We start from the raw sequence: 25172 nt of genomic DNA on the forward strand, positions 1-25172 counted from the left end.
TTGGATTTGACACCGGGAAGCTGTCGAGAACCTGATGACGACCCAACGTGTGGCCGACGGCCGATTCGGCGCAACAGACGGTGTTTCAACATCGCATCGTCGTCAAAGCCGCATGCAGGGCCAGCACGACAGCCCGCCTCCAGCGCCCGCAGAAATAGGTGGAAACCGAGGTCTTGCCGAACCTCAGTTGCTCTGCCACCTCGCCCACCGGACTGCCCTGTTTATGGGTCAGGCGCAGGGTATCTGACGCTCGTTCGTCTTGCTTGCTTCCGTCTTGGCATGGGCTCTCTCGGTTCGCTGATGAGAGAGCCAAATACCGGCTCATCTGAGCATGAGACGCGGGCCTGACGATATGGAGCGTCTCTGGTGGCGCGCGTAGCCAAGAGGGTTCGCCTCGCTGGCGGGGCATGCAAGACGGCGCACCTCCTTGGCCATCCTGTCCCATCGTCTCAGATCGTGAGGCGCACCTTATAGTCGGCGAGGAGAAGCGCGACGATCCTTGTCAGACGTCGCAACACTTGCTGCCGAGAGCACGAGCTCTTCCTCGAGCATGCCTTGATCTGCGGCTCGAACGGCTCGCACATGCTGGGTCTCAACGACTTCGCAGAGGTTGATATTCTGCAGTGACTTTCGTCTCGCTGCTGCACGGCATTGACGCTGGGAGCCATGCTCGCGTGGCGCAATTGTGCTGAAGAACGGTGCCCACGGCAACGTTTCTTAAACCCGCCCCAGGTCCTGGCGTTTGGCTAATTTCCGACATTCGTGTCCGGCTTCGGACAAAGGCCGGGTTTGCCGAACGGAGTCCCACCCAATTTCCAGTGCTGCTTGAGCAATAATATCGACCGGCATTACTGCACAACACGAAAGTTGCTGCAAAAACCGAAGTGAACCCAAGGCATGGGGTCAATTGGCATGGCGCTTGCGACCCGGTCGCTAGAACGCAGTCAAAACCACGGTTGGAGACCATGCCTACCTCTCAAAGCTCGATAAAGCACGCGAGCAAACATTCCCCGTCCCCGCGGAAAACTGGAAGCTCGTCGCCGTTAAACGTCCCTGCTCGGGGGCGGTCTTGCACAAGACTGGTCCGAGGCAACCACGCCAGGGCGAAAGGCTGCCGGAACTGTCCACCGAAGTCGATGCCGCTTCAGTTTAACCGAAAAATGCACCGTACCACTTTGGCCTGGGAGCAAATCAATGACCGATAGAAAGAACGTTCCTCTCGTGACCTTTCGCACGCGTGTTCGCGATGAGTCGATCGGGGGGCCAAATCCTTATCGGTGGGAGAACAAGACCTCCGACGATTATTTCGGGGGCAAGCGCGTTATCCTGTTCTCGCTGCCTGGCGCCTTCACCCCGACCTGCTCGACCTTCCAACTGCCCGATTTCGAAAAACTCTATGATCAATTTCTGGAACTGCGAATTGACGCGATCTACTGCGTCTCAGTCAACGATGCTTTCGTCATGAATGCGTGGGGAAAGTCCTTGGGGCTGCAGAAGATCGAGCTGATCCCAGACGGGTCGGGCGAGTTCACGCGCAAGATGGGCATGCTGGTCGCGAAGGACAATCTGGGCTTTGGCATGCGCTCCTGGCGATACGCCGCTCTGATCGACGATGGCGTGGTGGAGCAGTGGTTCGAGGAGGAAGGCTTCTGTGACAACTGCGAGACGGACCCCTATGGCGTTTCATCCCCGCAAAACGTTCTCGACAAACTGAAGGCGGCGGCATGACCCAGAAGTGGCAAGTCTCACACAACCCCAGCACACACTAGAGCCTCCTCGGCAGATTACCGGTTCAACATGCATCTCTCAGCAAGCCTGCTTCAACGCCAGAAGCAACGTATGGTCTTATCGCCTCAAGCCATTGAAGCTATTCGCTTGCTGCGATTGACGCATACTGAACTCCATCAGCTCGTGGAGCAGGCACTCGAGAAGAACCCCGTTTTGAAGCCTGACCCGTTTGACGACGTTTCGCCGCTGCCAGGGGAGGATCAGCGGAGCAGTCAAAGCAGAAGCGAAATCGGCGAATCGCCCATTGGCGGGCCGTCTGGCGGGCGCGGGCAATGGAAGTCGCAACGCAGTAGCGGCAACGATCGACCTGCCGTCGAGGAGTTTACCGCCCACACCGAAACATTGCACGACCATGTCGCCCGCCAGGTCGCCCTCACCCCGTTCACCCCGCAGGAGCGGCTGATTGCCGGACAGCTCGCCGCCCATCTGGAGGACACTGGCTATCTTCAGGTAAACCTTTTCGATCTGGCCGGGAGGTTAAACGTTCGGCAAGCTGATGTGGAACGGGTCATCGGAATCTTGCAGCAATTTGATCCGCCGGGGATTTTTGCGCGAACTCTCAGCGAATGCCTGGAGATTCAGCTGCGCCAGCAAGACCGGTTCGACCCGGCTATGGCAGCTTTGGTCGCCAATCTCGAGATGCTTGCACGGGGGGATTTTCAGGGATTGAAGCAGCGTTGCGGAGTCGACGAGGAGGATCTCCTCGACATGAGGAACGAAATCCGCGCGCTCGATCCCAAGCCTGGAGACCGGTTCCAGTCCGGGACGCCGGAAACCATCGTACCGGACGTCTGGGTAATGCCCAAGTCCGAAGGTGGATGGCGGGTGGAGCTTGATCCGGCCACGCTGCCCAAAGTGTTGATCAACCACACCTATGTCGCCGAAATCTCGCAGCTGACCAATCAAAATCCGGAAGGCAAAGCGTTTCTCGACCATTGCCAGGAAAAAGGGAACTGGCTGATCAGCTGTCTCGAGCAGCGCGCTAAGACGATCCTTAAGGTTGCGACCGAAATCGTGCGCCAGCAGGATGCCTTTTTTACACACGGCGTCGCCCATCTGCGGCCTCTCTGTCTCAAAAATGTCGCTGACGGGATCAAAATGCACCAGTCGACGGTAAGCCGGGTGGCTTCGAACAGGTACATGTTAACTCCGCGCGGGGTGTTCGAGCTGAAGTATTTTTTCACAGCGACAATCGCATCCTGCGAGGGCGGCGACGCGCACTCCGCCAAATCTGTCCGCCATCGGATCAAGGCAATCATCGCCGAAGAATCGCTCGACAAGGTACTTTCCGACGAAGACATCGTTGCTCAGCTCAAGCAGACCGGCATCAATGTCGCTCGCCGTACCGTCACCAAATATCGCGAGGCGATGAACATCCCTTCCTCCATACTACGGCGCCGTGATAAGCGGTTGTCCGCAGCTGCGATCAAGCGAAGTGACTAACCGGCATTCCTGGTCGGCGAGAGGCGACTCTCAACTTCCTCCGGGCCGAAGCAGCTTTCGAAGTCATGGCATTCCCGACAACTGGGTGCAGTGCATGACGAAAAGCCTTCGGCCTCACACAGCTTGCGGTAAAAGTACTTTTTCCATTTCATGTTTTCTGTGTTGCCTGCCGCCAGCGCGGGAAAATGTCTGGCAAGCAGGCGGCTGAGCTCAGCGCGATTTGAGAGGCCAAGATCCCGCCAAAGATGGTCCGTGCGCATCGCACGCCGGGCGATGATCTTGGCCAAGCGGGCGCTCGCCGGGTCGCCCGGCGCAGCATGCGCTAGCAGCAGCCGGCGCAGCAGCTCCTCTTCCAGTTCCGGCTCGGGCTCGCTCAACTCCTCCAAAGCGAATACGCTGCTGGAGGTAGACGGGAAAGTTGCGGCCAAGACATCACGCAATTCGACAGACGAAAGGCCTGTCCCCTCCGTCGCCAACACCTCGCCCGCCTGGACCTCCTCAAGCGAACGCGAAAGCACGCAGGGCAGCACATGCTGATCGAAGCTCCTCCCTAGCTCGGACCCACGCCATTGCGCGCGTGGATAGGCAGCCATCATCGTAACGGCCGGCTTCAGCTTCCGGCATGACAAAGCGCCTTGTTGACCGCAGGGATGATCTTGTCGCCCCAGAGCTCGATCTGGCGCAGCATCGTCTTTTGGTCGAAGTCGCCCAATTGAGTCTGAACTGCGATCTGGTCCGGTTTCAAGACATCGATCTCTTCCAGCAGGCGATCAATCACGCGATTTACGCTGCCAATCGGCAAATTTTTGCGCATGGTCTCGAAGGACAGATCCTGCTGGGTCGGTGTCTCCTGCAGCAGGTAGCCATCGTGGCTCTGTTGGCGGCGCTGATGCAGGGCTTCAGAAAGCCGGCGCTGGAAGCGGGCATTGTCGAGATAGCTGTTGATCTCCAACTCGTCGTGGCTGGCATAGCAGCAGCGCAGCAGCGATATCTTGACGTCGGTGACGTTCTTTTCCTCGGATGCCGCCGCCCTCTCGACTGATTCACGCAGTGTGGTCAAAGTCTCTAAGCCGTCGTGGAAGGCTGTGACAAAAAAATTGTGCCCCTCGCGGTAGGCCCGAGCCATCCGTGCGGCTCCGCCAGCGATCCAGATAGGCGGCGTCGGCTGCTGGACTGTGCGGACCGAAATCGCTGTTGGGGGGATCTTCTCATACTGGCCGTCGTGTTCGAAGACGTTTTGGTTGAGGCCCTTGAGAATGATGTCCAGGTATTCCGAAAAGACGGCCGGCGCCTCATCGATGTCCACGCCGAACCGTTCGAACTCGAACTGCTGGTATCCCAAGCCTACGCCGAGCTCGAGACGGCCGTTCGCAACGATGTCGGCGAAGCCGATCTCGGACAGCAGGCGCTGCGGTTGGTAAAGCGGCAGCACGCAGACGGCAGTGCCCAGGCGAATCGTGCTTGTCAAGCCGGCGCAGTGCGCCACCATCATCAGCGGGGATGGTATGAGGCTGTAATTGTTGAAGTGGTGCTCAGCAAACCACGCGGTGTTGAACCCAGCCTGCTCCGAAGCGACGGCCTGTTCGATGGAGTTGCGGATGACGCTTTCTGAGGATTGGTGATAGCCACGCTGGGCGGCCAGAATGAAAGTGGCAAATTCCATGATTTCTCCTCGTTATAGACACGTCAGCCGACCGGGAATGTGCTCGGCATGCGCATGCTTGGATCTCAAGCACCTCGGGTGCGTCGTGGAGCCGAGGCTTCATAATGCTCGGCCGGTCGCCCTGCGAATGCCTGGCAATTAACCTGCGGCCTCCGCAAAACATTCGTCATAGAGTTCGCTGGCGTTTCCCGCATCACCGAACGAGGTCCAGCCGCCGTCCACGTAGAGGATCGAGCCGTTGATGTATGAGGCGTCAGACGAAGCAAGGAAGAACGATGCATCTGCGACGTCTTCTGGCCGTCCCATCCTGCCCATGGGGATGCGTCGTCCGATTGCTGCCAGGTCGATGCGGCCGGCTTTGGCCAACTGAGCAAGTGCGGGCGTGCGGATGTGGCCAGGAGCGACGGTGGCTGTCCGAATTCCGACCGGGCCGAGTTCGGCCGCCATGCAACGGGTCAGCATATCCATCCCCGCCTTGGAGGCGCCGTAGGCATGGCGCGGCGCGAACGGCAGAAAGCTGTCGATCGACCCGAGATTGAGGATCACGCCGCCCGGGCGCATAGCCTTGATCGCTTCGCGCGCGCAGGTGAAGGCGCCGGTAAGGTTGACATCCAGGACGTGTTCGAGCTGTTTCGACAGTTGCTCGATCGCAGGCACAATCCTGTCGGCGGTATCAGCACTATTGACCAGAACATCGATATACCCGAAGCGTCGCCTCAGCTCTTCGAACATCGACACCACATCGCTCTCGACGGCCACGTCCAGCGATTTCGCCAGATGCTTGCCGGGGAGCGATGTAGCCAGCTCTGCCGCTGCAGTGCCATCTTTATCAGCAATCACGACGGTGTCGCCGTTCGCGGCAAAGCGGCGAGCGACGGCCGCGCCAATGCTTTTTGCGCCACCGGTGACGAGCACGATTCGCGCATCTGTGCATTCGGCCGGACAGGAGAGCTCGGCTTGGAGCGCACTATCCACCGGCGGGTGAGCATCCCCCGGCTGGTTGAATGACATCCAGCCTCCGTCGACTGCCAGCACCGAGCCGGTGATGTAGCGCGCCTGCGTGCTGCTCAGAAAACGCACGACCCTGGCGATCTCGTCGGGGCGAGCCAAGCGCCCCATCGGCACGCGGCGGCGTATCGCCGCGAGGTCCATTTTGCCAGCGCGTGCCAGTTCTGTGACCATTGGGGTGCGGACGGAGCCCGGCGCCACCGCCGTGACGCGGATTCCTCGCATAGCCCACTCGCACGCAAGGGACTTTGTCAACGAGATCACGCCAGCTTTCGAGGCTGCGTAGGCGTTGCGCCTGGGATTGCCGACCACGCCCGCCATCGAAGCCACATTGACGATCGCACCGCCCGGCCTCATGCGCCGCGCCGCTTCCCGGGCCATAACGAATGGCCCAATAAGGTTCACTGTCACGCCGCGTCGGAAGGTATCGACAGCGGTGTCGATGATCCTATCCATCGTGGGTCCAACCGCCGCATTGTTGATGAGGACATCGATTTGCGCGAACCGTGCTTCGACCTGGCCGAAAAGTGAGAGCATGTCCTTCTCTCGCGACACATCGCACTCCAGACCGACGTGCGGCGACCCGAGATCCCGAGCCAGTTCAACCACACCACTGCCCGGAAGGTCCACCGCAACTACAGTGTCTCCGTCCGCGGCAAGGATATCGACCAGGGCACGGCCGATCCCGCCCGCGGCGCCTGTGATGATTACGGTGCGTGCTGCCAGTTTCACGAGAGCTTCTCCACGATGACCGCTTGTGATCTCAGCCCATCGACCTTGGGCGGAATGAAGGGTCGAGCCAAATCGTTGCAGTGACCGCCAGTTGCGGCCCCACACAGATCTCAATCCCGCAAGGCGCTCATCCTCCATTTCTACCCACTTATGCAGCTCCCAGTTGGGGACCCTCGACGCCATCTTGGTCGGTGGGGATGTGACGCTTGAGCAGCTGGTAGATGGGATCGTCTGGATGTGGTGCTCCAATCGGCTGTCGCCGGCCGAACCTATCTGCCTCAAGAATCGCTGGCGGGATTTGCTCCTCAACCCAATCGTAGACGACTGTCCGTTCCGCAATTCGCCACTCGTCCTGCCTCTTCTGAAACAGATCGCAGTAACGGCCGCAAAGCAGCGTCTGACGTATTTCTTGGTCTGTATCCGGTCCGCGTTGCAGCGCGGTGAAATAGCTCTCGACCGCGGCCTCTGCTGAACTGATGAAGTCGATCAGGCTGTTCGTGATTTGATGGATGTTACGCTGCCCCGGCAGACCGAGAGCAAATTGGATGAAGTCCTCTGCCGGTCCGCAATAGGGACCGTGCCTGTCATACGCTTCGGGCCAGTATGCGCTACGCAGCGCCGCCTCATCGGCGCGGTCTATCCCGCGGCAGTACCGATACAGGCAGTTGCGGATCGCCTCTCGGTCACGCAGTTCGGTAATTTTCGCGTGGTCGACAGGTTCTGTCGCGAATTGTATGATTGTTTTGTCCTTCCCGACGCCAGTCTGCACTTTGCGTGTGTCTCTCTCTACAATTGAGTTAGCGGGGGGCTCGTCAACTTCCAGAGCTTGTTCGGGGCAGGCTCTTACCCCTTGTGAGGCAAGCAGTTGCTCCCCATCGGCAACATCAATATCACCGGGCAAGATGTAGCCGTCGTCATCAAGCTTGAAGACTCTCGGCGCCCGCGCCAAGCAGCGCGCATGACCCTGGCATCTGGCTTTGTGTACGATGACACGCATAGCGAACTCCAATGTCGTTGGCGGAAACTTCAGGACCAGTCCAGGATCAGATTCTCGATCCCGAACACATGGCCGCCGAAGGTGATGGGTTCAGTCCCTGTCTTGATCCGAAAGGCTGGGATGCGCGCCAGCCACTCCTCCAGGCCAATGACAATCTCCCGCCGGGCAAGGTGTGAGCCAAGACAACGATGGGGACCATAGCCAAAGGCAGCGTGCCGGTTGTCCTCGCGCGCCAGATCGATCTCATTCGGGTATTCGAATTCCGCCGGGTCACGATTGGCAATCATCGTGGCACAGGAAACATAGTCTCCCTTGCGGATCGGCGCGCCTTTGAAGTCGACATCCTTCGTTGCCACTCGGATCATCTGAATGGTCGAATAGGCGCGCAGCAATTCTTCCGCGGCGACGGCAATCCGGTCCGGTTCGCTTCGTAGCAATTCCTGATCTTTGGGGTTGCGCGCGAGATGGGCCAAGTCGAAGCATATGGCTGCTGAGACCGTGTCGAGCCCCGCGACGAACACAAGCACGCCGATGCCACGGACTTCTTCGTCACTGAGCAGACGGCCCTCGACCTTTGCCTTCACGATGAAGGTCATGAAATCATCGACCGGCTCCTTGCGGCGCTCGGTGGCAAGTTCGTCGATGAAGGCCACGATCGTCCGGGCTGCGGGTGGTCGTTGCTCCTTATCGCCGTGGAGCAGATCTCTAGCCCAGCCGACAAATGTTTCTAGTCCGTCGTCCGAAAGCCCAATAAAGCGAAGGAAGATATTGACCGCGAACGGAACTGCAAAATCCTTCATGATGTCGCAGCTCGTGCCTGATGCGGCGATCCTGTCGATCAGCTTGATCGCTCGTTCCCGGACAGCCGGCTCCAATGCCATTACCCGCTTTGGCGAAAGCAGCGGATTGAGCAGTGAGCGAAAAACACCGTGGAATGGCGGATCGAGCTCAAGCGGGATCATCGGCCAGCTCTCGCCGAGCACAGAGGCGAAGATGCTGCGATGGCTGGAAAACGTTTCGGTGTCCTGCAGCACCCGGCGCTGGTCGCTCGCGCGAGTGATGACCCAGGTACCCCGACCGTCGCGCGTGTTGCTGGTTGAATAAAAGATCGGAGGCCCGGCATGAACGCAAGCAACCGCTGCATGCGGATCCCCGTTGGCCGTCGGCAACATGCCGGGCGACGTAAACAGGCTGAAGTCCCTCACCATTTCGGGCGGGACATGATCTGGAACCGGCCGCGATTTAACCGCGCCAGAATCGAGAGACCGTTCATGAGATGCTGTCGGCATTTGCATGCAATCGTTGGTGCAAGCTCCGTGCCGAATTCGTCTTTCGATAATCCTTGCCGTTTGCTGGGCAACAGGTGGCGCCTGTGCTGACTTACTGGTCGGGATTGCAACATTCTTGTCCAGCGTCGGACACAGAATGTAGAAAGCTAGACACCGACTTGGAGCAACTCAATTGGTGGGATCGCTAGCCGATCATGTGCCCGGGGAGCATCCAGTTCGAAAGGTTGCGCTAAGCGGTTTGGTGACTTGGCCGAGGTCACCCAGGTGGAAATGACCAACACTTGTTCGTGAGCCTAGTGGCGCTCCCCTCGATGATGTCTGGCGGGGTGGTTAGCCGCCTCCGTGGGACAAGGTCAGTCTACAAGAATGGGCTATAGCCTCTCCTCGCCTGCCTCATTGGCCCTCCTTCAGAGCCGGCCACACGAGCTTTCGTCTTTCAGCACGGCGTTTTCTCGCCAGCTACCAGAGCCACACCGATGCCGTTAATGAGCGTCCAGTCGAGGGGTTGTGTGGCCCTGTCCATCTTGCCCAGCACCTTGGCTTCGCATTTGCCGGTGCGGCGGAAAGCCTTCAAGACGCAGTTCTTGACCTTCTCCAGATCAGCCTCGGACGGATATCGGCAAGGGTTCAGCTCGTCCTTTTGAACTTGCGCATCTTCGTGTTGGCGAACCCCAGGCCGCCCGACATATTTGCGGCCTATCCGGCACCTCAACTTCGAACAACCTTGCGGCAAGCTCTTGGGATAGCCCACGCTCGTGCCTCCACCACCCGCTCAGCAGAGCCAGATTTGTCGTTGATGGCACGGTACTTGCGCAGTCATTCGCAGACGCGTCACGGACCGAGAGTGTCGTCCCATGAATTCAATCACCAAAAAGGCCGCCCGACGTTGCTGGGACCGCCTGCAATTACCTTATCCCAGAATTGGGAGCAACGGCTTCAAAAGGGATAACTCATCACCTCAATTCTGTCGATCGCGCGGCCATCGAACCGCAGCCATCGATCAGACTTCCGCCTCGTTGCACTCATTGCGACCGCCTTGGTGCTTGCGACGACCGCTCAATTCTGGCTGCCAGGATAACCGCATATGGCGACGGAACTTCCTGCTTCAAAGCAATATAGAGATCGTCGATCATCCCCCCATCAAGGCCTCGATCGAGGACACCGCGTTCGGCTTGCTTGGTTCGCAGTGAACAGGCCGCACTTCGACGGATGCGATCGATGCGACCGCGCCGAGAACTCTCCCGCATTGTCGACGGTTGTGTCCGTCGGCCCTCCGATGAGGCCTCGGATGCGTGGGCGCCGAGGCCTCGACTGAGGCCGACTGGCCGCCGCCGGAAGGTCTAGCGGCTTTGATCCCCGGCGATATAGCCACCCCTGCTGCAACAGCTCCTAGCTGGAGAACTCATTCATGACCGAATCGGCGACAGATTTAGTGGACGCGGCTCTGTTCGACCGAGATCGGCTTGACCCAGAAAGTCCCTATCAACGGTCTGGCCCCGCATGGGGTGCGATCATTTCGCTTTCCTTCGGCACCTTCGGGCTTGTGACGGCAGAGTTTCTGCCCGCCAGCGTTCTGACACCGCTCGCGCATGATCTCGGTATCAGCACGGGCACGGCTGGACAGGCGCTAACAGCGACCGCAATCGTCGCGGCGATCTCGGCACCGACAATGGCCATCGTGACAAAGCGTCTGGACCGCAGGGTCGTCATCTGGGCGATGACGCTGCTGCTGATCCTGTCGAACGTTCTGGCGGAGGTTGCGGGGTCGCTGCCGGTGTTGCTGGCGGCACGCGTCGTCCTCGGCATATCGCTCGGTGGTTTTTGGTCAATTTCGGCAGCGTTGGCAATGCGGCTGGTTCCAAGTCACCTCATGCCGCGCGCCATGTCGATCATCCTCACCGGCGTTTCTGTCGCCTCCGTCTGCGCGGCTCCAATCGGCGCTTATGTCGGTGACATTTGGGGATGGCGAGCCTCGTTCAAGGTCGCCGCAATCGTGAGTGCCGTTGCGCTGCTCGTGCAACTCGTAACCATTCCGCCACTGCCTCCGATCGAAGTGCGCAGATTCCGCAGTCCGCTGGATGTCGCGAAGAATCCGACGATGAAGGTTGCGGTCCTAGTCGTGCTATTGGTCGCTTCCGGCCATTTTGCCAGCTTCGCCTACATCCGCGACTTTCTCGAGAGCGTTCCTCCGCTCGACAAGAAGTCGATCCCGCTCGTGTTCCTTGCTTCTGGCACGGCCGGCGTCTTCGGCAATTTAGCGGGCGCATTCCTCACCAAACACAGTCTCAAGGCAGTCGCGGCCCTGCCGCCCCTGCTCATTGCCGTAGCCGCTGTCTCGCTCCTGACTATGGGAGCATCGGCCTTGACCTCGGCAATTGCAGTTGCCGTATGGGGCTTTGCTTTTGGCGCGGTCCCGGTCGGATTGCAGACCTGGATGGTGCTGCGCGCCGCTCCGAAACAGGCCGAGAGCGCTGGTGTACTGATGGTCATAGCCTTCCAAGTGGCGATCGCAGCCGGCACAACTTTCGGTGGCCTATTGGTGGATCACACGGGCATTGCCAGTGTCTTTCTCTACAGCGCGGTTGCCACGTTCCTCGCTGTCTTGACAGTATTTCTGCTCGGCCCGAACCGCAACAGCTGACCGCCTGGTGGGGAGTGACGACGGTCGGTGGCGTTAACGCTATTGTCACCTCTGAGCTCGGCCAAAGGCCGCGGCTTCGTCGTAACCATGCCTTCGATGGGGCAGCGCCAAATTGCTACCTGCTCATCGCGTTATGACAATACAGCGCGCTTATTGCGTCATCGTGTTCCCGATCTCGGCTTCAATGCCCGGCTACTCGCTGCGGAGGCAGATGGGCGCCGGCGTCCCACCGACAACGATCGGTCTTTCTCATGTAGCTGTTCTCATGTAGCTGTCGGGGAAACGCGGCAGGTTTTCCGCCAGAACCCGCCAGTCGTCGCGCTCGCGTTCGCCTTCCTTGCGCGCACCGAACAACTGGATGATCATCTTGCCGTCGGACCCATATGCTTCGAGCGAGGTGACGTGACTGTCATTGGTCGGCTTGCGCACGGCCCAAACCTCACGGATTTGGTGGCTCCTGAGATGCAGCCGGAAGGTTTCGTCCAGCACATAGATGCACGGCCCGATCTGCTTGACCGACTTGATTAAGCCGGAATGGGTCTGGATAGAGCCTCGGTTGCCGACGAAGCACATGATCGGCAATTCGTCTTCGGCCGCACGCTGGAGCACGGCGCCAACTGCAGCATTGTCGAGCAGCCAAGCGTAATCCTGGCCTACCATGCGCAAAGCCTGGCAGCGGCTGAGCTTGAGCGTCTTCAGAAGGTTGACGTCAGTCAGCCGGCTCCAGTGCTCGCGTAGGTCGTCCACCGTGCCGGCCCGGTCCGCAGTCCTCGCGCCCAGGTCGGCTACTCTCGCCTTAAGCGACATGGTCGGCTCCTGGTTGGCGGATACGAGCTCGGCCACCAGCTTTCGATAGGCATGAAGGTTGGAGACCGGCCTGAGATGCACCTTATGCACTGCTGCGCCGGCGGCGTCGAAGAATTGCAAACTGCGCTGGATTCCGCCGCGATGGCGCCTTTCAACAGCGAAACCATACCTCCAAGCCTGCGGGAAGACGCGAAGGTCGAATTCGTCACCAAGGACCATGGCGTGATTGTTGCCGGTTATCACTTTGTTGAAGACGCCAATCTTTTCGTGCACGGCACCTTGATTGCGGGTCAGCGCCGTCACTTCGCCCACGAATTCGAGGCCCGTCAGCAGGTGATTGACGCGCGGGTCGATGCGTGCCGCGCCGAAACCGCAATGGGCCGCGACCAGTTCCGCTTCCGAAATGCCCAATTGGGCGGCGAAATCACGCGCGGGAATGCTCGGACAGACTTCCCACGCACGCCGGATTTCGTTGGGCGACCGCTTCTTGCGCTGATCCATGTTTTTAACCCCGCCCCGTTCTTCTTTTGACGATCGGTCGAAAAAAGGGCCTCAGGGGTGTGCACGGCGGACGCGATTGATCGTCAGGCACACGCCAGTCGAATCCTGTCTCCGGGCGGTCAGCGGCCAATCGCCGGTAGAGAGCGATTGTTGGGTGGTCGGCGCCAATCGGCCGATCGAGCATTCGGGTTCCACCGGCGGTGCTGCTTTCCCACACAAGGCGGGTCTGAGGGAGGAGCGACATATTGCTTCCTTCGTTCTTCGATTGCGAGGGCAACCCAAAGGTGAATCGGCCGGCAATTTTGCCGCCGCAACGAAGGCTCTCAAAAGTCGTGCCAGTTGCTCCGCGGCAAGCTCTGAACATCTTTGGCTCTGTTCATTGCTTTACGCGTGAGTGCATCGCGAACTCAGGCGCCCCTCCTGTGACGCGGACGCGACAAACCCGACAGTAAGTGTCGGTTGTCGGACGTCTCCCCAGCAATCGAGCATAGAGACGTCGGGATGTCCTACCGTTTTTACACACGTCTTCCCTTTGGCACGGTTCATGCGAGATGATCCGCGAAAACGTCACGGACCGAGGAGAAATCGAGCCATGATTACGCTCACCGACAACGCTGTTGCCGCCATCAAGGCCGCTCTTTACCGCGCCAGCGAGCCGGCGGAAGGATTTCGCATCATGGTCCATGCCGGCGGCTGCGCCGGCTTCCAATACTCAATGGGCCTGGAGAGCGTCTCACATGAGGGCGATACGATCATCGAGCGAGATGGGCTCAAGGTGTTCATGGATAGAGGCTCCCAACCCCATGCCGCCGGCATGACCGTCGACTTCGTCACAGGGCTCGAAACATCCGGCTTTGTTTTCGATAACCCCAATGCGCAGGAGAAGTGCAGCTGCGGCAAGTCCTGCAAATGATTGCAGGGGAACAGGCTATGTTCGACTATAGCGACGCCAAGGAATACTGCGTCAAACCGGTAACCCCCGGCGCTCTGGAACCAGCCGACACGCACTGTCGGCCCGGAACAATTGCGTTCGGTGATGTGCCAAATCGCGATCATCGATCGTTGCCGTGGGCAAGCAAACAACATTGCCCGAAACAGCTGAATTCCCGGCGGATGCCGCCACCAAATGGCAATGTCGGCAGCGACCGGTCAGCCAAGCCATCGCTCGCCCGGCCGCCCACCTCACCAGATACGATATGCGCCAGAGGTTCAATGGCCCGCCTACCCTTGAATCATTTCAGCAGTTGAAGGATCACTCCCATGAGACCTGTCTATCTCGACAACAACGCAACGACGCGGGTTGATCCTGCAGTCCTTGGAGCGATGTTGCCTTTCTTTACGGAGCAATTTGGCAATCCTTCGTCCATGCACGCCTATGGCGCATCGGTTGCTGAAGCCGTGAGAAAGGCGAGGCGGCAGTTGCAAGCCCTCATCGGCGCGGGATTCGAGGACGAGATCATCTTCACCTCGGGCGGGACTGAAAGCGACAGTACAGCCATCCTTTCGGCGCTCGAGGTAATGCCCGGTCGAACGGAAATAGTGACTTCCGCGGTTGAACATCCGGCCGTTCTGAAGTTGTGCGCGCACCTTGAAAAGACGCGCGGCGTCAAGGTGCACATTATCCCAGTCGATCACCACGGCCGGCTCGACCTGGACGCCTACAGAACCGCCCTCACCCCACAAGTGGCAATCGTCTCGATAATGTGGGCGAACAGTGAGACCGGTACGATCTTTCCCGTGGTTGAGCTTGCCGACCTAGCCAGGGAAGTCGGCGCGCTTTTCCACACTGATGCAGTGCAGGCGGTCGGAAGGTTTCCGATTGAGCTGAAATCGACCGCGATCGACATGCTGTCGCTCTCCGCCCACAAGCTGCATGGTCCAAAGGGGATAGGCGCGCTTTATGTAAGACGTGGCGTGCGCTTCTCCTCCCTGATCAAGGGTGGCCACCAAGAGCGCGACCGGCGTGCAGGCACTGAAAACACACCCGGCATAGTCGGACTGGGCATGGCGGCCGAACTCGCCTTGAAATTCATGGACGAGACAACACGAATAAAATGGTTGCGCGACCGCCTTGAGAACGGGATCATCCAGCGCATCCCAAACGCATCCATCAACGGCGATCCGCAGGAGCGATTGCCAAACACTGCAAACATTGGATTCGAAGGTATCGAAGGCGATGCAATCCCAATTGTCCTCAGCCGGCTGGGAATCGCCTGTTCCGCCGGGTCCGCCTGTGCCTCTGGCTCAATGGAACCGAGCCATGTTCTGATCGCTATGAACGCGGCATGTGGGGCAGTCCGCTTCTCCTTGTCGCGTGACAACGGCGAAGATGACGTAGACCGCGTGCTTGAGGTCCTGCCTGCGATCATCGAGAAACTACGTGCCGTTCCCAGTGCTGGACTGTGCGGGCGAGGTGCAGAACACCTTCATTCCGGCCCGGGCCCGAGCGGCACAATAGCCGACGCCCACTCATGAGCCGTGAGGACTTCCTCAACGTGACGACCCTACGCAATGGAGAGCAGGCAACCCGGGGTCGCCTTCACCACTTCAGAAAAGCTTGAGATCGCCAAGTCTCTTGCCCCAGCCGCCGTGCCAGAGGTCGGCACGCCGTCAGCAATGTCACCAACGCATCGACACCACAATTTCGCGCCGGGAGAATACAATGAACTGCTCCGCTGACAGCCGCCCGATTGATCCCACCGATATCCTGGCGCGACTGAAGGGCCTGTCGGCTGCGGAGGACTTCTTCGCCTGCCTTGGCGTCTCCTACGACCCGAAAGTGATGAATGTCTCGCGGCTCCATATCATGAAGCGCGTGGGCCAATACCTTGCCGAAGAAGATTTCTCCGGTCTGCCTGACCAGGTAATCGCCGCGCGGGTGCGCGCCAAGCTGGAACGCGCCTACGAAGATTTCGCGACTTCCTCGCCGCTCACGCAACGTGTGTTCAAGGTGCTAAGGGACCACGATCCAAACATATGTCCCGCACCTGGCCGCGCCTTCGTCCCGCTCGACTCTGCACTGAAGCGGTTCGGAAAGTAATGAGCCCGACACGGCTGCGGCGCGACAATGTCGGGAAGTCGACAAATCCAGTCCTCATGACGCCTCCTCGGACGCAAACGAAGCCACCTTCTGGAATAGAGGCAGGAAGAAGACTTGGCATGAACGATGCAGGCAATGAGGTGAACCGCCAAGCACGCATCCGGACTGGGAGCTTAGAGAAATCGCCAATGCACATCGTAATCTGCATCAAGCAGGTGCCGGATTCGGCCCAGATCCGCGTCCACCCGGTGACGAACACGATCATGCGTCAGGGTGTGCCGACCATCATCAATCCTTACGACCTGTTCGCCCTCGAAGAAGCGCTCAAACTGCGCGACGTTCATGGTGGCGAGGTTACTGTGCTCACAATGGGTCCGCCCATGGCGGAGGACTCGCTGCGAAAGGCGCTCGGTTACGGTGCTGACCGAGCAGTTCTCTTGACGGACCGCTATTTTGCCGGATCCGATACGCTGGCGACCTCCTTTGCTCTTTCGCAAGCAATCGCAAAAATTGGGGAGACTTTCGGCAGGCCAGACATCGTCTTCACCGGCAAGCAGACGATTGACGGCGATACCGCCCAGGTCGGACCAGGCATAGCCAAGCGCCTGAATCTATCGCAACTTACCTACGTCGCGAAGATTGCCTCCATCGATCTCAAAACGCGCGAGATCGAAGTCGCGCGTCGCGCCGAAGGCGGCACCCAGTTGCTGAAGAGCAGACTCCCCTGCCTCATTACCATGCTGGAAGACACCAACGAAATCCGCCGGGGCTCGCTCCAGCAGGCTCTTTGCGCGGCGCGCAGCCAAGTCGTGAAGTGGACTGCAGCCGACGCCGGCATTGACGATCTCACCCGGTGCGGTCTGCGTGGCTCGCCGACAGTCGTCAAGCGTGTTTTCGCCCCCACCGCACGGGCAGAAAGCGCGGCGCAGATCGACACCGCGGAAAAGGGCTTGCAGGACATCGCCGATGAACTCATCGCCGATATCTTAACCCGCCGGCCGGCGCTGGAACATGAGTTGGCCTTCAACAGCGGCACGTGACGGCCAGGAGCAGAAAATGTCGACCGCAAGCCAAGCTACCCCTCGCCTTGCCCCCGGCCGTGCCGGTGTAAAGAAAGAACTTCCCGACCGTTTCAAAGACTACCGGCACGTGTGGGTCTTCCTCGAGCTCGAACGCGGCAATGTGCATCCTGTATCATTCGAACTGCTGGGTGAAGGCCGCAAATTAGCCGACAAGCTTGAAGTCCAGCTCGCGGGCGTCGTGCTGGGACCGCCGGGCGAGATGGTCGAGGACGCTGTTGCCGAGGCCTTCGCTTACGGGGCGGATCTTGTCTACATCGTCGATGCGCCGCCGCTCGCCGACTACCGCAACGAGCCGTTCGCCAAGGCGCTCACGGATCTGGTCAATACCCATAAACCCGAAATCCTCCTTCTCGGCGCGACCACACTGGGCAGGGATCTTGCGGGCTCGGTAGCGACGACCCTGCAGACGGGGCTCACGGCCGACTGCACCGAACTTGATGTAGATTCCGACGGTTCACTCGCCGCGACCCGTCCGACTTTTGGTGGCTCGTTGTTGTGTACGATCTATACACTAAATTACCGGCCGCAAATGGCGACGGTGCGACCAAGGGTCATGCCTATGCCGCAACGGGTGGATAAGCCGGTCGGGCGTGTCATGCGGCACAAGCTGTCGCTCGTTGAGGACGATATCGTCACCAAAGTCCTCGGCTTCTTACCGGATAACCAGTCGGCAATGGCAAATCTTGCCTATGCGGATGTCGTGGTTGCGGGAGGCCTCGGTCTCGGTGCGGCGGAGAACCTTCAGCTTGTGAAGAATCTTGCCCGAGCGATCGGCGCCGAGCATGGCTGTTCGCGCCCCTTGGTCCAGAAGGGCTGGATGCCGGCTGATCGCCAGATTGGCCAAACTGGCAAGACCATTCGACCGAAGCTTTACATCGCGGCCGGAATTTCCGGCGCCATCCAGCACCGAGTTGGGGTCGAGGGGGCCGATCTCATCGTCGCGATCAACACCGATCCGAACGCGCCGATTTTCGAGTTCGCCCACCTCGGGATCGTCACGGATGCAATCCGCTTCCTGCCCGCACTCACGGAAGCCTTCACCCGGCGGCTGTCGCCGCACAGTCGAGACAAGCTTGCGAGTTGAGGGAGAGGACATGATTGAACAATTCGATGCCATTGTGGTCGGAGCCGGCATGTCCGGAAACGCAGCTGCTTACACTTTGGCAAGCCAGGGGCTGAAGGTACTGCAGTTGGAGCGCGGGGAATATCCGGGCTCTAAGAACGTCCAGGGCGCCATAATGTACGCGAACATGCTGGAGAAGATCATCCCGGACTTCCGGGATGATGCGCCCCTCGAGCGGCACCTGGTCGAACAGCGACTTTGGGTGATGGACAACACATCTCACACCGGAATTCATTACCGGTCGGACGACTTCAATGAGGCGAAACCCAACCGCTACACGATCATCCGCGCCCAGTTCGACAAATGGTTTTCCCGCAAGGTGCGCGAGGCTGGCGCGACGGTCCTGTGTGAGACGACCGCGACGGAACTCGTCCGTGATGGCAATGGCAAGGTGATCGGCGTCCGCACAGACCGGGCTGGCGGAGTGGTCTTCGCGAATGTGGTCGTTCTCGCAGAAGGGGTGTCGGGATTGCTTGGCACTCGCGCAGGCCTGCGCGAGATGCCGAAGCCGGAGACCGTGGCGCTTGCCGTCAAGGAAATGCATTTCTTGCCCGAAGAGGTCATTGACCAGCGGTTCGGTGTCAAGGGCGATGAAGGCTGCGTAATCGAGGCCGTGGGCACGATCTCTCGCGACATGGCCGGGCTCGGCTTCCTTTACACCAACAAGGAGTCGATTTCACTCGGCATCGGCTGCCTGGTCTCGGATTTCGCCGCGATGTTGGAGAGCCCGTCCGCCCTCCTAGACGCGATGAAAAACCATCCTTCGATCCGGCCGCTGATCGCTGGCTCGGAGGTGAAAGAATATGCCGCCCATCTTATCCCCGAAGGTGGTTACAGGGCCATTCCGCAGCTCTTCGGCGACGGTTGGGTCATCGTCGGCGACGCAGCGCAACTGAACAATGCCATTCACCGTGAGGGTTCGAACCTTGCCATGACCTCGGGTCGTGTCGCGGCTGAGGCGATCATCAAAGTCAAAAGCCGCAACGGTCCTATGACCAAAGGGAACCTTGCGCTCTACAAGACGATGCTGGATGAATCCTTTGTGATCAAGGATCTTAAGAAATACAAGGACATGCCAGCCTTACTCCACACCAATTCCAGCAACTTTTTTACCAGCTATCCGCGGTTGATGTCGTATGCCGCTCAGAACTTCATGCGTGTCGACGGCACGCCGAAGATCGAGAAGGAAAGGGCCACCACGGCCGCCTTCATCAACGCGCGCTCGCGCTGGGGGTTGGTCAGCGACGCGGTCCGGCTGGCATTGGCATGGCGCTGAAGAGGGTACAAGATGACGATCGCAGTGACGAAGGTTCGTGTCGAGGACAAGCTTTACCAGAACCGCTACCTGGTCGATTCCGGCCGCCCCCATATCATAGTGCGACCGCACGAGAAGCCAAGCGCGAACTTGCTTGCGTTGACCTACGTCTGTCCAGCGAAATGCTATGAGTTGAATGACAGGGGCCAAGTCGAGATCACCGCCGACGGCTGCATGGAATGCGGCACCTGCCGGATATTGTGCGAGAAAGGCGGCGACATCGAGTGGAACTATCCGCGCGGCGGCTTTGGTGTCCTGTTCAAGTTCGGATGATCAGCCGGGACCGTGCCAAGAGCATGCCGGCAGCGAGCAACTGCGGCACACCATGAGCCTCTCCATCCACTTGCAAAGAGCTAGTGAATATTGGGCGTTCGCAATTCAAATTTCCTCGACTGGTAGGGGTGTCCTCAGGCCACGGCGGCGGCCTGTGCGCCGGACTTACCACCGGTAACGTGGTCGAGCCCCTTTGGGACAACGTTCGGCCATCGTGCCGGATGGCAGCCACAACGGCCGGTGAGCAAATGGAACGGCACAATCCATGACAAAGACGTATGTGCTAGTGCATGGTGCCTGGCATGGCGGATGGTGTTGGCGGGACGTCGCCGCCAATCTTCGCAAGATGGGATGCCACGTGGCCACGCCGACCCAGACAGGTGTCGGCGAACGCGCACATTTGCTGTGCAAGGACATCACGCCCGACACATTCGTGACCGACATCGTCAACCACATTGTAACGGAAGAGCTGAGCGATGTGATCCTTGTCGGTCACAGTCTAGGCGGCATCAGCATCACCGGCGCCGCCGACCGGATACCCGACCATATCAGCCATCTCGTTTATCTCGCTCGACGGCGCCATCGTCGAGAGCGGTCAAAGTGTATTCAGCACCATGCCCCCCGACATCGTCGCCGCCCGTCGAAAATTGGTTGCGGAGGAAGGACGGGGTATCTTCATGCCGACTCCGCCGCCAACAGCATTCGGCATTCCCAAGGGACACTCGCTCACGGACTGGGTGCGGCGCCGGATAACACCGCATGCGGCAAGCACCTACGAAAGCAGACTTAAGCTCGAGCCCCCGCTCGGCAACGGCAGGCCCCGAACCTATGTCGTCTGCACTAATCCGCTCCACCCGCCGACGGCGGGAGCGCGAGAATGGGTCGCGAAGCAGGATGGCTGGGCGTGGCAGGAACTCGCCACTGGCCACGACGCAATGATCCTCGCACCGACGGAAGTTGCTCTCCTTCTTAGCGCTGTCGGCTGAGGAACCAAGTAAAGGGTGAGCGGGCGGCCGATTCTCAGGCCGCGGCCTTGAGTTCTGGTGCACGGATGTAGGCCCAACGGGTCGTTCCGGTGGCGCCACCGAAACCACCACCGGAACAAAGGCGGGAGTGGCCTGTCCTGCCGACGTCGCAAGCTTGCGAGCGTTCCGCCGCGGCCGCAGCCCGTAGCGCCGGGCAACCTCCGAGATCACCACGTTCGGCCCCAGGGTCTCGGCGATGACTCCGTCCCTTGTCGTCCATCGACCAATGCCTGCCGACTAACAGCGCCGTTGATCACCTTGAAACGCCGAGGCTGCCGCTCAGGGTCAATCGTAAAGTTCAAGTTCAGACACAAGCCGATCTCCGATCCACCTCAGAATCGGCAGGCCCACAGATCGCGGGCACTCCTGGAAGGACACAGCGCTTACCCTTGAAATATGGAGAACCATGGCTTTACGCCGTCGGCAGTTGAGCTGATCTCGCAATGCTATTTCCCCGGCAACGTCCGCGAGCTGGAGAACTGCGTGTAAAGAACAGCCACACTTGCGCGTTCTCCTCTGGAAGGAACCAATCTTTCGGAACGTGGCAATGGCATCGACGAGCTCTCACGGCCCAGCACGAAGCCGGTTAGGCGCATCGGCGCCCCTGAACACGAGATAGCCGGTTGCGATTCTAACGATACGGCCGGACCGGCGCTGGGACCGCGACGGACGGAGCGTGACCGGCTGATCGACACAATGGAGAAGGCCGGCTGGGTTCAGGCTAATGCGGCTCGAATTCTCCGCCTCACGCCGCGACAAGTCGGCTAGGCGATACGCCGGCATAGTCTCGAGGTGAAGGAAATTCTAAGAGCCTGATGAGCCAATCGTCAGGCCAGTGGTCTTGCGCGCCCTCTGCGCGACAAGGAGTGCTTTGTGCTTCTGAACGGATTTGGACTTGCACTGTCGCAAGCAGGACAAAATTGTGTCGCGCCGGCCTCACACAATCCGACATCGACCCAAATAGTGAACTGAAGCCGCTTTTTTAAGTTGGTATGGCTCTTGCACCTTGAACCGCGACGTTACCAGCAACGGAGCCGTTTGATGTCCTCACCGACAGTTTCGATTGAGGGGCCGACCAGCACGACATCCGAGGGTTTTCTGGCAGCCGCGAAATCCGGTGGCTGCGCACCGTCCTCCTACGGTTCGTCGCCGACCAGCCCGGGCGATGTGGATCCGGCTATTTGGGACAAGATAAAGGATCACCCCTGCTTTTCGGAGGAAGCGCATCACTATTTCGCGCGTATGCATGTGGCGGTCGCGCCGGCTTGCAATGTCCAGTGCAACTACTGCAATCGCAAATACGATTGCGCCAACGAGAGCCGGCCTGGTGTTGTGTCTGAGAAGCTGACGCCCGACCAAGCGCTACGCAAGGTCATCGCGGTTGCCAACGAAGTTCCGCAGCTTTCGGTTCTTGGCATCGCTGGGCCGGGGGATGCCTGTTACGACTGGGAGAAAACGAAGGCAACGTTCGACCGCGTCATCAGGGAAATCCCCGACATAAAGCTGTGCGTCTCCACCAACGGGCTCGTGCTGCCGGACCATGTAGCTGAGCTTGCCGAAATGAATGTTGATCACGTGACGATCACCATCAACATGGTCGACCCGGAAGTCGGCGCAAAGATCTATCCTTGGATTTTTTATGAAAATCGCCGCTACTTCGGCATCGAAGCCGCTCGAATCTTGCACGCGCGGCAGATGCTGGGCCTGGAGATGCTGAGCGCGCGCGGCATCCTCACCAAAATCAACTCGGTGATGATTCCTGGAGTGAACGACCAGCACCTGTTTGAGGTGAACAAAATGGTCAAGGAGCGGGGCGCGTTCCTGCACAACGTGATGCCTCTGATTTCGGACCCGGCGCACGGCACCCACTACGGACTCATCGGGCAGCGCGGCCCAACGGCAATGGAGATGATGGCTCTTCAGGATCGACTTGAAGGTGGCGCCAAGTTGATGCGCCACTGCCGGCAGTGCCGGGCAGATGCTGTCGGCCTGCTCGGTGAAGATCGTGGCCAGGAATTCACGCTGGATGGGATTCCCGACGATGTCACCTACGATGCTGGCAAGCGTCAGGCCTATCGGCAGGTGGTCGCACACGAGCGCCGTGATCATGAGGCGGCGAGGAGCGAGGCCATCGGTATGGTCAAGGCAACAGACTCCGAAAAGTCGCTTCTGGTTGCGGTGGCCACAAAGGGAGGTGGACGCGTCAACGAACACTTCGGCCACGCGAAGGAATTCCAGGTTTATGAAGTCTCGCCTAGAGGGATCAGCTTGGTCGGGCATCGGAAGGTCGAGCGGTATTGCCTCGGAGGCGGGGGCGAAGACGCCACCCTCGAGGGCGTCTTCGCTGCGCTGGAAGGCATACACATAGTGCTATGCGCCAAGATCGGAAATCGCCCGAAGGAACAACTCTCGCGAGCTGGACTGCGCGTAACCGACGCCTATGGCCATGACTACATCGAGACCGCAGTCAGCGCACTTTACGCGGCAGAGTTTGGGATCAGACCACTAGCGGCGACGGCCTGAGCGGTCTCGTCCGATAACCAGGAGTTAGAATGGCTTTCAAGATCATCGCATCCCAATGTACCCAATGCGGGGCCTGCGAGTTCGAATGTCCCTCGGAAGCGATCAAGTTCAAGGGCGACGCCTATGTGATCGATCCAATCAAGTGCACCGAATGCAAGGAGGCCTTCGATAAGCAGCAATGCGTGTCGGTCTGTCCGGTACCGAAAACCTGCGTTCCCGCTTGATTCCTACCGAAACGGTCGGGTTCGCCGCGCGAGGACGCCTGCAACCCGCGACCACACCAAAAGCCTCGAGAAAGGAATGGACAGCATGTGGTCCAGACGCGAACAGGAGGTCGAAATCGGCAGACCGCCACGGTTCATGCAGGGTGAGCGGGTCCGTGCAACACGCCACATAAAAAACGACGGCACCTATCCCGGCAAGGAGATCGGCGAAAACCTCGTGCGGAAGGGCGACGAAGGCTACGTGCGCGACATTGGAACCTTTCTCCAGCAATTCTTCATCTATGCGGTCGAATGGATCGATCGTGGCACGGTCGTCGGCATGCGAGCGCGCGAACTCATTAGCCTCGACAAAGTCGAGGTTCCCTGCGGAGCTGAAGGCATTTCCAACGGAGGAACAGCCGGATGAAAGTAATGATTCGCAGGACCGCTACTGGCTTGTCGGCTTATGTCCCCAAGAAGGATCTCGAAGAGCCGATCACCGAGATTGAGAACGCAGACTTATGGGGCGGGACCGTGACGCTCAGGAACGGTTGGCGGCTCATGCTGCCCGACCTTCCGCGCGATACGCGTTTGCCGATCACCGTCGAGGCGATGAAGATTTCCGACGGGGCCTGATGCCGGTGGGTTCAGTGGCGGAGAGGAAACGCGTATGAACACGATGCTGAGCTGGGACCATCTCGTCGTCGTCCGGGGCAGTTTTGCCAAAAAGCTGATTGACCTGCTGAAGGGCGCTCTCAAGGCCGATCGAGTGATCCCCTATCTCGGTCCTGGTCTTCTGCAGCTTAACACGCCGGAATCACCTGCACCTTGCACCCCTGAAGATGTCGCCGCGGCGCTCAACAAGCGGGCGCCTGCCCCTTCCAGGATTCGCACCAATATGTGGTCGGTCGCGCAGTTTATCGAGCAGCGCCGACATCGTCGGACTCTTCAAGCGTGGATGGCGGAGATATTCGCAGCCCCCGCCGAGCCGACCGTTCTTCACGCCTGGCTCGCAACCCTTCAACTGTCTGTCATCATCGACAGCTGGTACGATGGCGCCATGCGGGCAGCCCTTGCAGAGGCCGGCCAAACAGACGTTGTCGAGATACAAGGAACCACGCGAGCGACCGGAATTGGTAACATCTGGACGAGAACTTACGATTTGTCAGGAACAGAACTCGACGCCGAACAAGTGGCAAGGACGGTGCTCTATGCGCCGCACGGCAGCGTCAGGCCGGCCGCAAACTTCCTCGTGGCTGATTCCGATTACGTCGAAGTCCTAACCGAAATTGATATCCAGACGCCGATCCCGGACGTGGTGAAGCAACGGCGCGTCAACCGGGGCTTTTTCTTCGTTGGCTGTCGCTTCAACGATCAGATGCTGCGCACATATGCCAGACAGATGATGAAGCGCTCCACTGGCCCACATTTTGCGGTGATCGATTCGGCTACGCTGACCAGAAACGAACGTCGTTTCCTTGCCGAAGGCGCAATCACGGTCATCGACATGCCGATCGGCAACGCCGCGGCTCGCCTCGTCGGGGTCGATGCTAGCCAGGATTAATGGCCGGCGATTGCTGGTGAGTCGCTTGCCTCCAAGGGCGAAAACTCAGTTGGGAATACATCTGAGCAGTAATGCTACTGGCAGCACAACGGAGGCTCTGAATTCGTTGGGCCATGTGAAAGGGCCCGCTGCTGCGGGACGTGAGCACGTTGCGG

At 59.4% G+C, this 25172-nt stretch carries 24 protein-coding genes and 1 pseudogene; 17 read left to right on the forward strand and 8 right to left on the reverse strand.

Features of this window, described 5'->3' with window-relative positions; translation table 11 throughout:
* Window positions 1–1194: 1194 nt before the first annotated feature.
* Both EOA49_RS06185 and rpoN read left to right on the forward strand, forming a co-directional pair.
* Complete coding sequence (locus EOA49_RS06185; protein ID WP_029356553.1) at window positions 1195–1728, forward strand: peroxiredoxin; 534 nt, start codon at window positions 1195–1197, stop codon at window positions 1726–1728.
* Window positions 1729–1797: 69 nt separating this feature from the next.
* On the forward strand, window positions 1798–3231 hold the full coding sequence (rpoN, locus tag EOA49_RS06190; RefSeq protein WP_127239618.1) for an RNA polymerase factor sigma-54: 1434 nt from the start codon (window positions 1798–1800) through the stop codon (window positions 3229–3231).
* Here the strand turns inward: rpoN and EOA49_RS06195 are convergent.
* The 7 genes and pseudogenes from EOA49_RS06195 to EOA49_RS06220 form a co-directional block, all read right to left on the reverse strand.
* Window positions 3228–3827 carry a nitrogen fixation protein NifQ gene (locus tag EOA49_RS06195; protein ID WP_126057643.1) on the reverse strand — a complete coding sequence of 200 codons (600 nt, stop codon included), beginning with the start codon at window positions 3825–3827 and terminating at the stop codon, window positions 3228–3230. The genes rpoN and EOA49_RS06195 overlap by 4 nt on opposite strands.
* 14 nt (window positions 3828–3841) lie before the next feature.
* The gene (locus EOA49_RS06200) at window positions 3842–4894 is read right to left on the reverse strand and encodes an LLM class flavin-dependent oxidoreductase (protein WP_091599492.1); all 1053 of its coding nucleotides are present in this window, start codon (window positions 4892–4894) and stop codon (window positions 3842–3844) included.
* Between the two features lie 138 nt (window positions 4895–5032).
* Window positions 5033–6634: an SDR family oxidoreductase gene (locus EOA49_RS06205; RefSeq protein ID WP_091599495.1), complete on the reverse strand. Its 1602-nt coding sequence runs from the start codon at window positions 6632–6634 to the stop codon at window positions 5033–5035.
* A gap of 148 nt (window positions 6635–6782) precedes the next feature.
* A complete protein-coding gene (locus EOA49_RS06210) occupies window positions 6783–7370 on the reverse strand; it encodes a nuclear transport factor 2 family protein (protein WP_236378846.1) in 588 nt (195 codons plus the stop codon).
* Between the two features lie 138 nt (window positions 7371–7508).
* Window positions 7509–7631 (reverse strand): annotated as a pseudogene (locus EOA49_RS33355) (ferredoxin); the annotation flags it as partial.
* Between the two features lie 29 nt (window positions 7632–7660).
* Window positions 7661–8839 carry a cytochrome P450 gene (locus tag EOA49_RS06215; protein WP_164746650.1) on the reverse strand — a complete coding sequence of 393 codons (1179 nt, stop codon included), beginning with the start codon at window positions 8837–8839 and terminating at the stop codon, window positions 7661–7663.
* Window positions 8840–9356: 517 nt separating this feature from the next.
* Complete coding sequence (locus EOA49_RS06220; RefSeq protein WP_091599500.1) at window positions 9357–9671, reverse strand: hypothetical protein; 315 nt, start codon at window positions 9669–9671, stop codon at window positions 9357–9359.
* Window positions 9672–10328: 657 nt separating this feature from the next.
* On the opposite strand from EOA49_RS06220, the gene EOA49_RS06225 reads away from it, so the two are divergent.
* Window positions 10329–11561, forward strand: coding sequence for an MFS transporter (locus EOA49_RS06225; protein ID WP_091599502.1), 1233 nt, complete (start codon window positions 10329–10331; stop codon window positions 11559–11561).
* A 249-nt stretch (window positions 11562–11810) separates the two neighbouring features.
* Here EOA49_RS06225 and EOA49_RS06230 read toward each other — a convergent pair whose 3' ends face one another.
* Entirely contained in the window at window positions 11811–12869 is a 1059-nt protein-coding gene (locus EOA49_RS06230) for a ChuX/HutX family heme-like substrate-binding protein (RefSeq protein ID WP_091599505.1), read from the reverse strand.
* Window positions 12870–13461: 592 nt separating this feature from the next.
* On the opposite strand from EOA49_RS06230, the gene EOA49_RS06235 reads away from it, so the two are divergent.
* The 14 genes from EOA49_RS06235 to EOA49_RS06300 all read left to right on the forward strand — a co-directional run bounded on the left by EOA49_RS06235 (window position 13462) and on the right by EOA49_RS06300 (window position 25017).
* Window positions 13462–13782: an iron-sulfur cluster assembly accessory protein gene (locus tag EOA49_RS06235; protein WP_091599508.1), complete on the forward strand. Its 321-nt coding sequence runs from the start codon at window positions 13462–13464 to the stop codon at window positions 13780–13782.
* Between the two features lie 347 nt (window positions 13783–14129).
* Window positions 14130–15344: a cysteine desulfurase NifS gene (gene nifS, locus EOA49_RS06240; protein WP_091599511.1), complete on the forward strand. Its 1215-nt coding sequence runs from the start codon at window positions 14130–14132 to the stop codon at window positions 15342–15344.
* 187 nt (window positions 15345–15531) lie between these two features.
* The gene (gene nifW, locus EOA49_RS06245) at window positions 15532–15909 is read left to right on the forward strand and encodes a nitrogenase stabilizing/protective protein NifW (protein WP_091599514.1); all 378 of its coding nucleotides are present in this window, start codon (window positions 15532–15534) and stop codon (window positions 15907–15909) included.
* Between the two features lie 188 nt (window positions 15910–16097).
* A complete protein-coding gene (locus tag EOA49_RS06250) occupies window positions 16098–16949 on the forward strand; it encodes an electron transfer flavoprotein subunit beta/FixA family protein (RefSeq protein WP_091599518.1) in 852 nt (283 codons plus the stop codon).
* A gap of 16 nt (window positions 16950–16965) precedes the next feature.
* Window positions 16966–18075 (forward strand): electron transfer flavoprotein subunit alpha/FixB family protein, encoded by a 1110-nt coding sequence (locus tag EOA49_RS06255; protein ID WP_091599520.1) that lies wholly within the window; start codon window positions 16966–16968, stop codon window positions 18073–18075.
* Window positions 18076–18085: 10 nt separating this feature from the next.
* Entirely contained in the window at window positions 18086–19390 is a 1305-nt protein-coding gene (locus EOA49_RS06260; RefSeq protein WP_091599523.1) for an FAD-binding protein, read from the forward strand.
* A gap of 12 nt (window positions 19391–19402) precedes the next feature.
* Entirely contained in the window at window positions 19403–19702 is a 300-nt protein-coding gene (locus EOA49_RS06265; RefSeq protein ID WP_091599526.1) for a ferredoxin family protein, read from the forward strand.
* A 265-nt stretch (window positions 19703–19967) separates the two neighbouring features.
* Entirely contained in the window at window positions 19968–20492 is a 525-nt protein-coding gene (locus EOA49_RS06270) for an alpha/beta fold hydrolase (RefSeq protein ID WP_245460551.1), read from the forward strand.
* Window positions 20493–21381: 889 nt separating this feature from the next.
* Window positions 21382–21495 (forward strand): helix-turn-helix domain-containing protein, encoded by a 114-nt coding sequence (locus tag EOA49_RS34075; protein ID WP_329608782.1) that lies wholly within the window; start codon window positions 21382–21384, stop codon window positions 21493–21495.
* A gap of 273 nt (window positions 21496–21768) precedes the next feature.
* Window positions 21769–23250, forward strand: a complete 1482-nt coding sequence (gene nifB / locus EOA49_RS06280) for a nitrogenase cofactor biosynthesis protein NifB (RefSeq protein WP_091599529.1) — start codon at window positions 21769–21771, stop codon at window positions 23248–23250.
* 29 nt (window positions 23251–23279) lie between these two features.
* Complete coding sequence (locus EOA49_RS06285; protein ID WP_091599532.1) at window positions 23280–23474, forward strand: 4Fe-4S dicluster domain-containing protein; 195 nt, start codon at window positions 23280–23282, stop codon at window positions 23472–23474.
* Window positions 23475–23559: 85 nt separating this feature from the next.
* On the forward strand, window positions 23560–23880 hold the full coding sequence (locus tag EOA49_RS06290) for a nitrogen fixation protein NifZ (protein WP_029356589.1): 321 nt from the start codon (window positions 23560–23562) through the stop codon (window positions 23878–23880).
* Window positions 23877–24089, forward strand: a complete 213-nt coding sequence (nifT, locus tag EOA49_RS06295; RefSeq protein ID WP_024505230.1) for a putative nitrogen fixation protein NifT — start codon at window positions 23877–23879, stop codon at window positions 24087–24089. The genes EOA49_RS06290 and nifT overlap by 4 nt, the downstream gene beginning before the upstream one ends.
* Window positions 24090–24123: 34 nt before the next feature.
* Window positions 24124–25017: an SIR2 family protein gene (locus EOA49_RS06300; protein WP_091599535.1), complete on the forward strand. Its 894-nt coding sequence runs from the start codon at window positions 24124–24126 to the stop codon at window positions 25015–25017.
* Window positions 25018–25172: the final 155 nt, after the last annotated feature.

Source organism: Mesorhizobium sp. M1A.F.Ca.IN.020.04.1.1, from assembly GCF_003997315.1.
Classification (GTDB): Bacteria; Pseudomonadota; Alphaproteobacteria; order Rhizobiales; family Rhizobiaceae; genus Mesorhizobium.

What these genes read in the sequence shown, in the direction of transcription:
- EOA49_RS06185 (WP_029356553.1), top strand. Translation starts at nt 1,195, where the DNA reads ATGACCGATAGAAAGAACGTTCCTCTCGTGACCTTTCGCACGCGTGTT.
- rpoN (WP_127239618.1), top strand. Translation starts at nt 1,798, where the DNA reads ATGCATCTCTCAGCAAGCCTGCTTCAACGCCAGAAGCAACGTATGGTC.
- EOA49_RS06195 (WP_126057643.1), bottom strand. Translation starts at nt 3,827, where the DNA reads ATGATGGCTGCCTATCCACGCGCGCAATGGCGTGGGTCCGAGCTAGGG.
- EOA49_RS06200 (WP_091599492.1), bottom strand. Translation starts at nt 4,894, where the DNA reads ATGGAATTTGCCACTTTCATTCTGGCCGCCCAGCGTGGCTATCACCAA.
- EOA49_RS06215 (WP_164746650.1), bottom strand. Translation starts at nt 8,839, where the DNA reads ATGGTGAGGGACTTCAGCCTGTTTACGTCGCCCGGCATGTTGCCGACG.
- EOA49_RS06225 (WP_091599502.1), top strand. Translation starts at nt 10,329, where the DNA reads ATGACCGAATCGGCGACAGATTTAGTGGACGCGGCTCTGTTCGACCGA.
- EOA49_RS06230 (WP_091599505.1), bottom strand. Translation starts at nt 12,869, where the DNA reads ATGGATCAGCGCAAGAAGCGGTCGCCCAACGAAATCCGGCGTGCGTGG.
- EOA49_RS06235 (WP_091599508.1), top strand. Translation starts at nt 13,462, where the DNA reads ATGATTACGCTCACCGACAACGCTGTTGCCGCCATCAAGGCCGCTCTT.
- nifS (WP_091599511.1), top strand. Translation starts at nt 14,130, where the DNA reads ATGAGACCTGTCTATCTCGACAACAACGCAACGACGCGGGTTGATCCT.
- nifW (WP_091599514.1), top strand. Translation starts at nt 15,532, where the DNA reads ATGAACTGCTCCGCTGACAGCCGCCCGATTGATCCCACCGATATCCTG.
- EOA49_RS06250 (WP_091599518.1), top strand. Translation starts at nt 16,098, where the DNA reads ATGCACATCGTAATCTGCATCAAGCAGGTGCCGGATTCGGCCCAGATC.
- EOA49_RS06255 (WP_091599520.1), top strand. Translation starts at nt 16,966, where the DNA reads ATGTCGACCGCAAGCCAAGCTACCCCTCGCCTTGCCCCCGGCCGTGCC.
- EOA49_RS06260 (WP_091599523.1), top strand. Translation starts at nt 18,086, where the DNA reads ATGATTGAACAATTCGATGCCATTGTGGTCGGAGCCGGCATGTCCGGA.
- EOA49_RS06265 (WP_091599526.1), top strand. Translation starts at nt 19,403, where the DNA reads ATGACGATCGCAGTGACGAAGGTTCGTGTCGAGGACAAGCTTTACCAG.
- EOA49_RS06270 (WP_245460551.1), top strand. Translation starts at nt 19,968, where the DNA reads ATGACAAAGACGTATGTGCTAGTGCATGGTGCCTGGCATGGCGGATGG.
- nifB (WP_091599529.1), top strand. Translation starts at nt 21,769, where the DNA reads ATGTCCTCACCGACAGTTTCGATTGAGGGGCCGACCAGCACGACATCC.
- EOA49_RS06285 (WP_091599532.1), top strand. Translation starts at nt 23,280, where the DNA reads ATGGCTTTCAAGATCATCGCATCCCAATGTACCCAATGCGGGGCCTGC.
- EOA49_RS06290 (WP_029356589.1), top strand. Translation starts at nt 23,560, where the DNA reads ATGTGGTCCAGACGCGAACAGGAGGTCGAAATCGGCAGACCGCCACGG.
- nifT (WP_024505230.1), top strand. Translation starts at nt 23,877, where the DNA reads ATGAAAGTAATGATTCGCAGGACCGCTACTGGCTTGTCGGCTTATGTC.
- EOA49_RS06300 (WP_091599535.1), top strand. Translation starts at nt 24,124, where the DNA reads ATGAACACGATGCTGAGCTGGGACCATCTCGTCGTCGTCCGGGGCAGT.